The 13,136-nt window shown below is 64.0% G+C and carries 12 protein-coding genes; 5 read left to right on the forward strand and 7 right to left on the reverse strand.

Features of this window, described 5'->3' with window-relative positions:
• The first annotated feature begins 86 nt into the window (after window positions 1–86).
• The 3 genes from GJ700_RS25900 to GJ700_RS25910 all read left to right on the forward strand — a co-directional run bounded on the left by GJ700_RS25900 (window position 87) and on the right by GJ700_RS25910 (window position 3,918).
• Window positions 87–353 carry a hypothetical protein gene (locus GJ700_RS25900; RefSeq protein ID WP_154379424.1) on the forward strand — a complete coding sequence of 89 codons (267 nt, stop codon included), beginning with the start codon at window positions 87–89 and terminating at the stop codon, window positions 351–353.
• A 108-nt stretch (window positions 354–461) separates the two neighbouring features.
• Window positions 462–2,186: an Hsp70 family protein gene (locus tag GJ700_RS25905; RefSeq protein ID WP_154379426.1), complete on the forward strand. Its 1,725-nt coding sequence runs from the start codon at window positions 462–464 to the stop codon at window positions 2,184–2,186.
• Between the two features lie 4 nt (window positions 2,187–2,190).
• Window positions 2,191–3,918 carry an energy transducer TonB gene (locus GJ700_RS25910; RefSeq protein WP_154379428.1) on the forward strand — a complete coding sequence of 576 codons (1,728 nt, stop codon included), beginning with the start codon at window positions 2,191–2,193 and terminating at the stop codon, window positions 3,916–3,918.
• 7 nt (window positions 3,919–3,925) lie between these two features.
• Here the strand turns inward: GJ700_RS25910 and GJ700_RS25915 are convergent, their stop codons facing one another.
• From GJ700_RS25915 to GJ700_RS25925, 3 genes are read right to left on the reverse strand one after another with little or no spacing between them, the layout of a single operon-like run.
• A complete protein-coding gene (locus GJ700_RS25915) occupies window positions 3,926–4,195 on the reverse strand; it encodes a KTSC domain-containing protein (RefSeq protein ID WP_229507247.1) in 270 nt (89 codons plus the stop codon).
• A 55-nt stretch (window positions 4,196–4,250) separates the two neighbouring features.
• Window positions 4,251–6,002 (reverse strand): TRAP transporter large permease, encoded by a 1,752-nt coding sequence (locus GJ700_RS25920; protein ID WP_154379432.1) that lies wholly within the window; start codon window positions 6,000–6,002, stop codon window positions 4,251–4,253.
• Window positions 5,999–6,541, reverse strand: coding sequence for a TRAP transporter small permease subunit (locus tag GJ700_RS25925; RefSeq protein ID WP_154379434.1), 543 nt, complete (start codon window positions 6,539–6,541; stop codon window positions 5,999–6,001). The genes GJ700_RS25920 and GJ700_RS25925 overlap by 4 nt, the downstream gene beginning before the upstream one ends.
• Window positions 6,542–6,764: 223 nt before the next feature.
• On the opposite strand from GJ700_RS25925, the gene GJ700_RS25930 reads away from it, so the two are divergent.
• Window positions 6,765–7,016, forward strand: coding sequence for a hypothetical protein (locus tag GJ700_RS25930; protein WP_154379436.1), 252 nt, complete (start codon window positions 6,765–6,767; stop codon window positions 7,014–7,016).
• Window positions 7,017–7,019: 3 nt separating this feature from the next.
• Here the strand turns inward: GJ700_RS25930 and GJ700_RS25935 are convergent, their stop codons facing one another.
• The 3 genes from GJ700_RS25935 to GJ700_RS25945 all read right to left on the reverse strand — a co-directional run bounded on the left by GJ700_RS25935 (window position 7,020) and on the right by GJ700_RS25945 (window position 11,126).
• Window positions 7,020–7,463 carry a carboxypeptidase regulatory-like domain-containing protein gene (locus tag GJ700_RS25935; protein WP_154379438.1) on the reverse strand — a complete coding sequence of 148 codons (444 nt, stop codon included), beginning with the start codon at window positions 7,461–7,463 and terminating at the stop codon, window positions 7,020–7,022.
• Window positions 7,464–7,540: 77 nt separating this feature from the next.
• Window positions 7,541–9,847, reverse strand: a complete 2,307-nt coding sequence (locus tag GJ700_RS25940) for an FdhF/YdeP family oxidoreductase (protein WP_154379440.1) — start codon at window positions 9,845–9,847, stop codon at window positions 7,541–7,543.
• Between the two features lie 76 nt (window positions 9,848–9,923).
• Window positions 9,924–11,126 carry an NAD(P)/FAD-dependent oxidoreductase gene (locus tag GJ700_RS25945; RefSeq protein ID WP_154379442.1) on the reverse strand — a complete coding sequence of 401 codons (1,203 nt, stop codon included), beginning with the start codon at window positions 11,124–11,126 and terminating at the stop codon, window positions 9,924–9,926.
• 146 nt (window positions 11,127–11,272) lie between these two features.
• Between GJ700_RS25945 and GJ700_RS25950 the strand changes: the two genes are divergently transcribed.
• On the forward strand, window positions 11,273–11,809 hold the full coding sequence (locus GJ700_RS25950) for an RrF2 family transcriptional regulator (protein ID WP_154379444.1): 537 nt from the start codon (window positions 11,273–11,275) through the stop codon (window positions 11,807–11,809).
• Window positions 11,810–11,833: 24 nt separating this feature from the next.
• On the opposite strand, the gene hmpA is transcribed toward GJ700_RS25950, so the two are convergent.
• Window positions 11,834–13,009, reverse strand: a complete 1,176-nt coding sequence (gene hmpA / locus GJ700_RS25955) for an NO-inducible flavohemoprotein (protein WP_154379446.1) — start codon at window positions 13,007–13,009, stop codon at window positions 11,834–11,836.
• Between the last annotated feature and the right edge of the window lie 127 nt (window positions 13,010–13,136).

Here is a 13,136-nt window from a genome sequence, read left to right on the forward strand (position 1 = left end):
TTTCATACAGTAGTTGCAAATTAACGTGACGCGTCACATTTTTACAAGGTAATATCGTTACGCGTCACGAATAATCAGGAGACTGCATGGATGAGCTGGAAAAACGGGGGCGCGGCCGCCCGCCGAAAGACGATGCATTAACGCCGGCCGAGCGGGCCAAGCGCTACCGCGACAACAAGCGGGCGGAAAAGCTCGCCATGGCGCTCAGCCGCGAACTGGACGAACACCCGCCAGATTCGCCACACCGCTTGTTCGTGGAACTGGACAGGGCACTGTCCCGGGTAGTAGAACTGGAACAGCAGCTGGAACAGGCGCAAGATGAAATCGCCCGCCTACGCGCACAATTAAAGTGACGCGTCACGCTTATTGCAGCGATGCTGCAACACCAGTGTTGCGTTTTTGGTAATGCACCAATGATTTTCAGTTAAGATGCAAAAACGCAACTTAAAAGAGGACCTGCAATGATCGTCGGCATCGACCTGGGCACCACCAACAGCTTGATCGCGGTGTGGGAAAACGGGCAAGCGCGCCTGATTCCCAACAGCCTGGGCGACGTCTTGACGCCGTCGTGCGTCAGCATCGATGACGACGGCAGTATCCTGGTGGGCCGCGCGGCGCGCGAACGCCTGCAAACCCACCCTGCCGCCAGCGCCGCCACCTTCAAGCGCCACATGGGCAGCGACAAGGTCACGCACCTGGGCAAGAAGGCGTTCCGCCCGGAAGAATTGTCCGCGCTGATCCTGCGTTCGCTGAAGGAAGACGCGGAAGCGGCGCTGGGACAGCCGGTGACGGAAGCCATCATTACCGTGCCCGCGTATTTTTCCGACGCGCAGCGCAAGGCCACGCGCGCGGCCGGGCAGCTGGCGGGACTGAAGGTCGAACGCCTGCTGAATGAACCGACGGCCGCCGCGCTGGCGTATGGCATCCATTTGCGCGACACCGAAAGCAAATTCCTCGTCTTCGACCTTGGCGGCGGCACGTTCGATGTCTCCGTGCTGGACTTGTTCGACAACGTGATGGAAGTGCGGGCGTCGGCCGGCGACAATTTCCTCGGTGGCGAAGATTTTGTTGGCGCGCTGGTGGAACGCTTCTTTGAACAAAACAAGATCCCCACCCCGCTGAAAAACGACGCGATTTTCATGCAGCGCCTGATCGCGCAGGCGGAACTGGCCAAGCGTACGCTGTCGGGCGCCCCCAAGGCCGAGATCAGGGTGCGCGAAGGCGCCGCCGAATATGCGATGGAACTCGACGAAGCCACCCTGGAAAAAGTGTGCGCGCCACTGCTGATGCGGCTGCGCGATCCCGTCGAGCGGGCGCTGCGCGACGCCAATATCCCGGTGGCGGAACTGGACAATATCGTGCTGGCCGGCGGCGCCACGCGCATGCCGGCCGTGCGACGCATGGTGGCGCGCATGTTCGGCCGCTTCCCGTCGTGCGAAATCAACCCGGACGAAGTGGTGGCGCTGGGCGCCGCCGTGCAGGCGGGCCTGAAGATGAACGACAAGGCGCTCGACGAAGTGGTGATGACCGACGTCGCGCCGTATTCGCTGGGCGTGTCGGCCTCGATGCAGCTGGACGTCAACAACTTTTCGTCCGGGCACTTCGATCCCATCATCGAACGCAATACCGTCGTGCCGGTCAGCCGCGTCAAGCGCTACTACCCCGTCCAGGATAACCAGCGCGTGCTGCAAATCGACGTCTACCAGGGCGAAGCGCGCATGGCGTGGGACAACATCAAGCTGGGCGAACTGAAAGTCGACCTGCCGGGCGGCAAGCGCGATGACAACGGCATCGACGTGCGCTTTACCTATGACGTCAATGGCTTGCTGCAGGTGGAATTGACGGTCCTGGCCACCGGCGACACCCATAGCCTGGTCATCGAAGGCAATCCGGGCTTGCTGACGGAACAGCAAATCAAAGAGCGCTTCGCGGCGCTATCCGCGCTGAAAATCCATCCGCGCGACCAGATGGAAAACCGCACGTTACTGGCGCGCGGCGAACGGCTGTACCAGCAACTCCGGGGCGACGCGCGCGAACACTTGAGCCGCCAGATCGTGCGTTTCGAACAGGCGCTGGAGACCCAGGATCAGCAAGTGATCGCGCCCGCCGTCAAGGGCATGTCCGAGTTGCTCGACTATTTCGAACACCAGCACTTCACCAACCCGGTGCCGTTCGGCGACGAGTAAGCCGATGAGCGACAGCGAGGATTTGCCCTGGTTTTTAAGGCGGCTGGCGCTGGACGGCTCGGCCGACCAGCGCACGATCCGGCGCGCCTATGCGCGTGAAGTCAAGCGCATCGACCAGGCCGCCGACGCGGAAGGGTTCCAGCAGTTGCGGGCCGCTTATGAAACGGCGTTGCAGTGGGAGGAATACCAGCGTTATTATGCGCAGCAGGGAGAGCGGGACGATGACGATGGCGCAGCCGGCGCCTCGCCGGAAACCGCGCCCGCCGCCGCGCCGGTGCAAGCCTTGGCCGCCCAGGACGCCGCCACAGCGAATGTTTCCAGCCTTGCCGCCGCCCCCGGCCCGATCGCGGTGGCCCCGTCCAGCGCCGGCGCCGATCTTCAGCCGGTCACGGAGACAGCGGCATCCGCCGCCGCGCAGCCGGATTTCCCGCTGACCATCGCCGACGTCGATCCCCAGCAATTAAGCGCGGACGTCTTTGAAGCCTTCATCGCCGGCTGCTCCGGGCTGGCGCAAGGCCGCACGCTGCATGACGCGCCGGCCTGGGAACAGCATTTGCGCACGTGCCTGCACGACGACCGGCTGGTGAACCTGGCGGCCCGCGCTATTTTCGAGGCGCGGGTATTGCACCTGCTGGCGGGTGGCTGGCGGCCCGGACACGAAACCTTGCTGGAAGCCGCCGCCGACGTCTTTGAGTGGCGCAGCGACCGCCACCGCTTGCGCCGCTTCGGCCATGCGGGCGCCATCGTCGACCGCGCCATCGATGAACGCAGCATGTTCGACAACCAGGACGGCGAGCTGAAGTCGGTCCAGCGCCAGGTGATACAGCGCTTGCGCGACAGCGACACACCGGACCCAGGCCAGTTGCGCAACGACATGCCGCACGCCGAACAGCTGGCGGCGCGCTTTCCCACGTGGCTGGAACTGGTGGCCAGCGCGGACAACCTGGAACAATGGCGCCTTGCGCATGCGGCATTGCCGGCCGTGGCCCAGCCGCCCGGCTACGGTGCCGTGCCGTCCGGCTGGCAAGTAGGAAACGTATCCTCGCAGCAGGCGACGTACGGCGATGCGCCGGCATACACCGGGCCCGATACCGCCGGCCCGAGCGCTGCGCAACGCATCAAGCGGATCGCCAAGCGGTTCGCGCTGGGTTTCGTGGCATTCAACGTGGCGATGGTCCTGCTGCGGGTCTTCGTCATCGATGACGCGCCGTCCGGCAAGTCGCCGCCGGCGGCCGTCGAGCGACCGAGGACCCGGCTGGATATCGAATACGAAGCGCTGGAGAAAAAATACGCGGCACACCGTGCCGAACGGGAAGCGCGCGAGGCGCTGCAACGCCAGGCGGCACAGGCCAACGCAAGGCCCGAGAAACTGCCGGAAGCAAAAGCACCCGTTGCCCCCGGCAAGGAACGCATCGCGGAAATCCGCAGCCGCATCCGCTACCGTTTGACGCACATGGAACCGCCGGGCGACTATCGCTCGGAATTCACCGTGCAACTGGACAGCAAAGGCAAGATTTCCAATGTCACATTGCGCAAGCCATCCGGCCTGCCGCAATACGACGCGGCGGTGGAACGGGCCATCCGCGACACGGAACCGTTCCCGCCGGACACCATGCCGAAATTCCTGCTGTCGTACGGCATGGAAATCGTCCTGAAACCCGCCGCGCCGGCGCAGGGCCAACCGGCGAACACGGCAACCGACACCGCCACCCCGGAAACACCGCCGCAGTAACGACGCTTCAGGCCGGATCGTCGGGCGCGCGGAACAAATCCTCCAGCGCCTTGCGGTCGGCTTCCTTGCGCACGCGCCCCGGCTTGCCCGTGTATTCCTCTTCGATATTGTCGCGGTAATAGCTCCACGCGGAACCGGACGTGGACAGCTTGCGCCACACTTCCGCCCCGACACCGGCGTAATCGATGGCCGTCCCATCGTCGAATTCCACCCGCAACTGGCGTTCGCGCGCATCGTAGCCGATGGCGCGCAGTTTGCCCGCGTTGATGCGTTTCATCTCCATTTTCACGCTCCCAAAAAAAATGCGCCACCCGTGAAGGTGGCGCATGCAATTACTTCTTGCCAGGTTCGGCAGGTTTTTCGCCGGCCGGCTTTTCATCCGGCGTGCCGAAGTCCAGTTGCGGCGGTTCGTCGTTCTGTTCCGGCTGCGTCCACTGTTCGTTGCCCATGCTTTCCTGGTCGATGACCAGGCCGGGCGGCGTACCGTCGCCGGCGGTGCCCTTGTCGAGGAAGGCCGTCACGGTGGACGGGAACACGGCCACCAGCAACACCATCACCAGTTGCAAGCCCACCCACGGCAGCGCGCCCCAGTAGATGTCAGACGATTTGACTTCCTTCGGCGCGACGCCCCGCAGGTAGAACAGTGCGAAGCCGAACGGCGGGTGCATGAACGACGTTTGCATGTTCACGCACAGCATGACCCCGAACCACACCAGCGCAGCCGATGCCGCCGCTTCCGGCGTGCCCATCGACGCCAGCAGCACCGGCGTCAGCACTTTTTGCGCGACGGGCGCCAGCATCGGCACCACGATGAAGGCGATTTCAAAGAAGTCCAGGAAGAACGCGAGGAAGAACACGAACAGGTTGACCACCAGCAGGAAGCCGATCCAGCCGCCTGGAATACCCTCGAACAGGTGCTCGACCCAGCGGCCGCCATCCACGCCCTGGAACACCACGGAGAAGCAGGTCGAACCGATCAGGATGAACACCACCATCGCGGTCAGGCGCATGGTGCTCTGGTAGCTCAGCACGATCAGGTCGCGCAATTCCTTGATGCGGCTGGCGCGGATCACCAGGTACACCACCATCACATAGACCACGGCCAGCACGGCTTGCAGCACCAGTTTGATGGGCGCGGCCATGCTCTTGCCTTCCACGTCGAACACCAGGTGCATGGCGCCGGCCACGACCAGCGCCGTCATGCCGATGCGGAACACGATCTTGTCGCGGCCCGTGAACGCGGGATGGCGGATCACGGCCAGGATCACGGCGCCCAGCGCACCCATGGCGCCCGATTCGGTCGGCGTCGCGATACCGGCCATCATGGTGCCCAGCACCATGAAGATCAGCACGGCGGCGGGGACGATGCCGCGCAGGCACTGCTTCCACAGCGGCCAGCCGGACAGCGAATTCGCATCGCGCGGCGCGGCCGGCAGCCAGTCCGGTTTCAAACGCGACAGGACGAACGTGTACAACGCAAACAGGGCGATCTGCACCAGCGACGGGCCCCAGGCGCCCAGGTACATGCTGCCCACGTCCGCGCTGGCGGTCTGGGTTTTCAACTGGTCGGCCAGCACCACCAGCACCAGCGATGGCGGCACCAGCTGCGTAATGGTGCCGGACGCGGCCAGCACGCCCGTTGCATAGCGCATGTGGTAGCCATAGCGCATCATGACGGGCAGCGAAATCATCGCCATCGCGATCACCTGCGCCGCCACGGTGCCCGTGATGGCGCCCAGGATAAAGCCGACGATGATGACGGAGTAACCGAGGCCACCGCGCATCTTGCCGAACAGCTGGCCCATGGAATCGAGCATGTCTTCGGCCAGCCGGCATTTTTCCAGGATGGCGCCCATGAACGTGAAGAACGGGATCGCCAGCAGCAAGTCATTGGCCAATACGCTGCCGAAAATCCGCTGCGGCACCGCCTGCATGAATGCGACGTTGAAATAACCCATCTCGATCGACATGGCGCCAAAGGCCAGGCCCACCGCCAGCAGCGAAAACGCCACGGGGAAACCCACCAGCATGAATACCACCAGGCCGCCGAACATCAGCGGCGGCATCATCTCCAAAGGAATCATTGCACCGGCCTTTCGTATTTATTATCGAGATGCGTCTTGCCGGCCAGTGCGGCGATACGTTTGATCAGTTCGGAAACACCCTGCACCGTCAGCAAGGCAAAGCCAATCGGTACGATGATCTTGATGGGATAACGGGGCAAGCCGCCGGAATTGCTGGACTGTTCCAGCACGTCCCACGACGGCATGAACAGCGACGTCCACGACAGCCATGCAAACAGCAGGCAGGCGGGGAACAGGAAGAAAATGATGCCGAACACATCGATCCACAGCTGCGCGCGCTCGGACACATGGCCGTAGACCAGGTCGACGCGCACGTGTTCATTGCGCTGGAACGTATAGGACGCGCCCAGCATCACGGCGGCACCAAATAAATACCACTGCATTTCCAGCAGCGAATTCGAACTCCAGTCGAAGCCGTAGCGGATCAGCGCATTGCTGGCGCTGATCACGCATGACGCCAGGATCATCAAATTGGCCAGTTGGCCGCAGCGGTATCCGATCTTGTCCAGCACGGATGACAGCCGTAATAAGCCCTGCATAATGGTCTCCCCAAATGGCATGCATCCGCTTGCAACACAGATACCGCCACTCGATATTGATGTAAAAGAATAGTTGTCAGGATACTAGCTGATACAACGCAGGTTGAACAGCCGCAACAACGCTATTTGCGTGATGCGTCACGTAAATTTGTGCCTGAAGGCAAAGTAGCGCCCTGCCGTCATGCCCTCCTCCACAATGGATTCAATCTGCTAGGAGGTCAAGATGGATGGTGAACGACCCAAGGATGGCGACGTGGTACGGCCGATCGGCTGGCGCCAGAAAATGATGGTGGTGGGAGCTGCCGTGGAGGCGCCCGGCGTGGAAGATGGCGTGCGCTGCCGCTGGCGCGACCGCGATGGGCCGCACGAACAAGTGTTCAGCGCCGGACAGCTGGAAATCGTGCGGACGCGGGCGGAATTCAAGACCCGGCCGCGCCGCACGGTATACCTGCGGCGCTGGCTGGTGCGAAGTTAAGACTTATCGCCCCATCGACACGGGCGACTCGGCGTCCCAGTAAAATGCCGTCGATTTGCTACCGTTGCTGCCCACCGTGATCGTGCGCTGCTGTTGCTGGCCGTCGACGTTGGCGGTCAGACGGTAACGCCCCGGAGGCAGTTGCGCATACAGCATCGGTCCGGCGTCATCCGTTTGCATGCGCACGTTGCCCCGCATATCGCGCACTTCCACCGCCACGCCGGAACGGTAATCGCCCGTCACGCGGTCGGCAAAGGTCATCTTGACGTTGAATTGCGGGCTCAGTTCCGCCATCGCCTGGCGTTCTTCGCTGCCGACGCCGCCCGTCACGTACGTGATGCCGTTGGATGACTTTTGTTCGATTTCCTGCGCGCTTGCCGTATAAGACAGTGCTCCGCATGCCAGCACCGTTGCTGCCAGCAGGCAGTTTCGTTTCACCTGGTTCATGATCAGCTCCCATCAGTGTTGATGCGGGCAGTATCAGCCATCGAACGTGCGGGCGGCGCGCGTGTGCCGCCCGGAAATCACGGGCGTTCGATCAGGATCGGCACTTCCTTGAACGCCGGGGTGTTCGATCCGCGCGCCGTCAGGCAGGGTGGCGACAGCGGCGTCAACTCGGGGAAATAGCCAAACACGTCGTCGCCGAGGATCGGATATTGCACCAGGCGGTACCCCGTCACGACCCGCTCGATGCCGTCCAGCGACGCGCCGCGCAGGTTGACGACGTCGCCATCGGCAAAACCCAGCCGCGCCAAGGTGGCCGCGCCGATGAACAGCACCTTGCGCGTGTGGTGCACGCCCCGGTAGCGGTCCACCTCGCCGCGGGGATCGTGGTAGACGGTCGTGTTGTATTGGCGGTGCGCCCGAACCGTGGCCAGGCACAGCACCTTGTCGCCATACACGGCGCGGGCCCGGTCCATGATGGTTTCCGCCGGCAACGCATGCGGGACAAAGTTCGCCTTGCCCGTATCGGTCTTCCAGATCCGCAGCGCCGCCGTATTCGGCAAGTGGAAGCCGCGGCGCTGGCGGATATTCTTGTTGTAATCGGCAAAGCCGGCGACAGCGCCATCGGCCACCTGCTCGATGTAATTGCGCGTGACGTCATAATCGCGGCCCATGGCACGCCAGTCGATCGGCGAGTCCGGCAGCGTGTGGCGCGCCAGCTCCGTCACGATATACGGTTCGGAGCGCAATTTGTCGCTGGCGGGACGGTTGCGGCCCGTCGACGCATGCACCATGCTGGCCGTGTCTTCCACGCTGACGAATTGCTGGCCGTTATCCTGTTCATCGTGCTCCGTCCGGCCCAGGCACGGCAACAGCAAGCCAATCCGGCCCGGGTACAAATGCGTGCGGTTCAGCTTGGTGGCGATGTGGACCGTCAACCGGCACCGCGACAGCGCGGCCAGGACGCGGGGGCTGTCCGGTCCCGCCACGGCAAAATTGCCGCCCAGTCCGGTGAACGCGTGCACCGAGCCGTCCAGCAAGCCATTAATGGCGCCGACCGCATCGAGACCGGCCTGCGCCGGCGGCGTGAAGCCGAACACGCGCTGCAATCCCTGCAGCCATTCGGCTTTCGGCCGGTTCGTGATGCCCACCGTGCGGTCGCCCTGCACGTTGGAATGGCCCCGCACCGGCATCACGCCCGCGCCCGGCTTGCCGACGTTGCCCCGCAACAGCATCAGGTTGACGAGCATCTGGATGGTTTCAATCGCATATTCGTGCTGCGTCAGGCCCATGCACCAGGTGGCGATGGTCGCGTCCGATTCGATGTAGACACGCGCCACCTGTTCCATTTGTGCGCGGCTCAAGCCGCTGGCCTGTTCGATGGCGTCCCACGGCTGCGTACGGATGACGTCCGCCATCGCATCGAAGCCCTGTGTGTGTTCGCCGATAAAGGCGCGGTCCAATACCGTGCCGCCCTCCGCCTCATCCGCAGCCAGCACGGCTTTGATGATACCCGTCAGCGCGGCCAGGTCGCCGCCCACGCGCACTTGGTAATACTGGTCGGCGATGGTGGTGCTGGCGCCGGTCAGCATTTCCGCCGGCGATTGCGGGTCCGTGAATTGCTGCAAGCCCCGCTCCAGCAGCGGATTGAACACGAGGATGCGGGCGCCGCGCTTCTTTGCTTCGCGCAAATCGCCCAGCATGCGCGGGTGGTTGGTGGCGGGGTTCTGGCCGAACACGAAAATGGCTTGCGCATGCTCGAAATCCTCGCGCGTCACCGTGGCCTTGCCCACGCCCAGCGACAGCCGCAGTGCGTCGCCCGACGATTCGTGGCAATAATTGGACGAATCCGGCATGTTGTTGGTACCGAACGCACGTGCAAACAGCTGGTAGGGAAACGCCGCTTCATTGCTGCTGCGGCCCGACGCGTAAAACACGGCGCGCTGCGGGCTGTCCAGGCTGCGCAGCGCTTCGCCGGCCAGGGTGAAGGCTTGTTCCCAGCCGATTTCACGGTACGTATCGGTGGCGGCATCGTATTGCATCGGCGCCGTCAGGCGGCCGATGGCTTCCAGCTGCCATTCTTCCCGCGTGCGCAACTCCGTGACCGTATGCTGCATGAAGTATTCCGGCGTGGCGCGCTTCGGCGTGGCTTCATGCGCGATGGCCCACGCCCCCTGCTCGCAAAAATCCACCGACTTGTCGTCGGGCGAATCCGGATACGCGCAGCCAGGGCAATCGATGCCTTGCGGCTGGTTCACGTGCGGCAGCGTCTTCAGCGCCGGCAGCGCGCCATTGCCTTGCAGCGCGCTGGCCGCGCCCCGTAACGAACCGAAGCCGCCGGCGGGTTTATCGTATGCGTGAATCGGGATGGTTTTCGAGTTGGTCATGGCAGCAGTTGTATAGCACAGTGGCGCGCACTGTATCATACGCCACGGCCAACACAAATGCCCCCAAGCCTGACCGCTACCCGGCGAACGCCTTGTCCGGATGCGCGGCCGCCAGCAACAGGTCGCGCCGCGGCGCCGGCGGATAAATCCACTGCGTATTGATCTGCATTTTCAGGGCCTTCGCCTCGGCGCCCGCCGTCCCGACGTCGCGCTGCCAGCCTTGTGTGAACACGGCGCCCCAGCCGCCCAGGTCCAGGCACGTCACGTAGGCGGGTTGGCGGTATGGCTCGGTGGCCAGGCCCAGCAGGTCGCGGGCCGCATTGTGGCCGGCATAGCGTCCCGTCACCAGCGCGTGCTGGCACGCCATCAACGTCTGGTGTCCGTCGTCGTCGGTGCGCGCCACGGCGGCATCGCCGGCGGCAAAGATGTGCGGTGCCCCGTACACCCGCAAATCGTTGCCGACCGGGGCCCGGCCCAGCGCATCCGGTCTGGCCGCCACTTGGCCCGCCAGGCCAGTGGCGCGCATGCCACCGGTCCAGATCACGGTCGACGCCGCGATGCGGGAACCGTCCGCCAGCACTACGCCCCCGCCATCCAATGCCGCCACAGTCTGGCCCAGCTCGCGTTCGATGCCGAGGCTGTCCAGCGCCTGTTCGATGACCGGGCGGGGACCCGCCCCCAGCGCCGGGCCGACTTCGCCGGCCTGCTCCACTAGCACGATGCGTGGCGTGGTCCCCGGCAGCAAGGCGCGCAGGCGGGCCGGCAATTCGCACGCGAGCTCGATGCCCGTAAAGCCCGCGCCGACCACGACGACAGTATGGCGCGCCGGCGTATCCGGCTGCGCCGCCAGTGTTTGCAGGTGGGCATCGAGCGCGGCCGCGTCGGCCGGCTGGTCGATGCTGTGGGCGTGGCGCGCCAGCCCCGGCACGGCGGGACGGTACATGGCGCTGCCGGCCGCCAGCAGCAGGCGGTCGTATGCAAGCGAGACCAATTGCCCGTTCGCGTCCGCCACTTCCACATACCCATCCTGCCGGTGGATACGCGAAACAAAGCCCTGCACATAACGCACCCCCGCCGCCTGCAAATGCGGCAGGATATCCGTGCTCCACGCGGTGGGATCGGCTTCGTGCAGGCGTGGCCGCATCCCCAGCCGGGGTTCGGGCGATACCAGCACCACGTCGACCTGTGTCGCCTGTTGTTCATCCAGCACCCGCGCCGCCGCCAGCGCGCCCCACAGTCCCGCGAATCCGCTTCCCGCCACCAAAATCGTTTGTGCCATGCCGTCCTCTTCATTGATTAATATAACTACGACTTGCTGTGTCGTAGTTAACGATATAGCACTTCCAACGCGTGCGCAAGCCTTGCCAGCGGCGTCGCCCGTCCGGTATCCTCAAAACTACGAGTCAAGAAGTCGGGGTTTTATATATGTCGCATATCAGTACCGGCGTGGAATATGCGCTGCACTGCCTGCTGTTCCTGGCGGAGCGGCCGGGCGGCGCCGAAGAAGCCAGCGCCAAAGACCTGGCGGATTTGCAGGGCATTCCAGCCGATTACGTGGCCAAGCTGTTCACCAAGCTCAGCAAAGGGGGATTGGTGCGCGCCACGGAAGGGATCCGGGGCGGCTTTGCGCTGGCGCGCGCGCCGGCCGCGATTTCCGTGCTGGACGTGGTCGATGCCATCGATGGCGGCAAGGCGCTGTTCGATTGCCGCGAAGTGCGGCAGCGCTGTGCCGTGTTTGAAGGGAATGAACCGGACTGGACCGGGGTGCCGCCCTGCACCATCCACGCCGTGATGCTGTCGGCGGAACAGCGCATGCGGGAGGAGCTGGCCAGCCATACGCTGGCGGACCTGGCGCACCGCGTCGCCACCGTCACGCCGCCCGCCTACAACCAGGCGGTGGTGCGGTGGCTGGATGGCCGGGCTGAGGGTAAACGCCCGGGCAAGCGGCCGGGCCCTGCCTGAACCCGGCCCGGCCGGAAATCACCGTTATTGCAGCGCTTCGGCGGGACCGAAGAATTCGAAGTGCGTCTGCGTTTCCGGCACGCCCAGGTCGCGCAGGTGCGATTTCACGGCTTGCATGAAGCCTTTCGGGCCGAGGAAATACGCGTCGACGTCGCGGTTTTCCGGCAGCCACGCGCCCAGTTGTTCCTTGCTCAGGTAACCGGTGGCGTGCGCCATGCCTTCGTCGTCCCGTTCATAGACGTAATGGCGGCGCAGTTGCGGATGTACGCCTGCCAGGTGGTCGATATGGCCACGGAATGCATGCACGCCCTTGTTGCGGGCCGCGTGGATGAAGTGCACGGGACGCTGCGTGCGCAACGCCGCCCCCAGCATGGCCAGGGTCGGCGTGATGCCCACCCCGCCGCTGATCAGGACCAGTGGCTTGTCGCTGTCTTTCAGCACGAAGTCGCCGGCCGGCGGGAACAGGTTCACGGTATCGCCCATCTGCACCTGGTTGTGCAGGTAATTCGACATCTTGCCGCCCGCTTCGCGCTTGACGCTGATGCGGTACGTTTCACCGTTCGGCAGCGCGGACAGCGAATAGTTGCGGCGCTGTTCGGCGCCATCGATGGTCGCCACCACGGTGGTGTACTGGCCCGGCATGAACGCCATGACCTTGCCGCCATCGGCCGGCGCCAGCGTAAACGACGTGATTTCATCGCTTTCCACCACTTTGCCCACCACCTTGAAGGCGCGCGCCCCGCGCCAGCCGCCTTCGGCCGCCGCGTTGGCGTCATAGGCTTGCTGCTCGGCGCCGATCAGGATGTCCGCCAGTTGCCCATACGCCGCACCCCACGCTTCCAGCACCGCATCGGTCGCCACGTCGGCGCCCAGCACTTCGCGGATCGCGCCCAGCAGCGCCGCGCCCACCATCGGGTAGTGTTCGCGCTGGATTTGCAGCGACACGTGCTTGTTGACGATGGTGCCGACCAGTGGGCCCAGCGCTTCCAGGCGGTCGATATTCGATGCATACATCAGGATGCTGTTGGCCAGCGCGCGCTGCTGCGTGCCGCCATGCTGGTGCGCCTGGTTGAAGAACGGGACCACTTGCGGATATTCGCGGAACAGTTTCTGGTAAAAGTGGCGCGTCAGCGTTTCACCGCCTTCTTTCAGGATCGGTACGGTGGCGGTGATGATGGCGCGGTGTTCTTGGGACAACATGATGGGTCAGCCTTTCTCGAAAAGGATTACTGTTGGTTATATTCTTGGTATTGGAAATGCGTTGACATGCGTTGCTCAGGCAGCCAGCGGTTCGTATTTGCTGGCTCCGCTCTTGATTTGCGTCAAC

The sequence above is a fragment of the Pseudoduganella rivuli genome (genome assembly GCF_009674485.1).
Lineage (GTDB): Bacteria > Pseudomonadota > Gammaproteobacteria > Burkholderiales > Burkholderiaceae_D > Rugamonas > Rugamonas rivuli_B.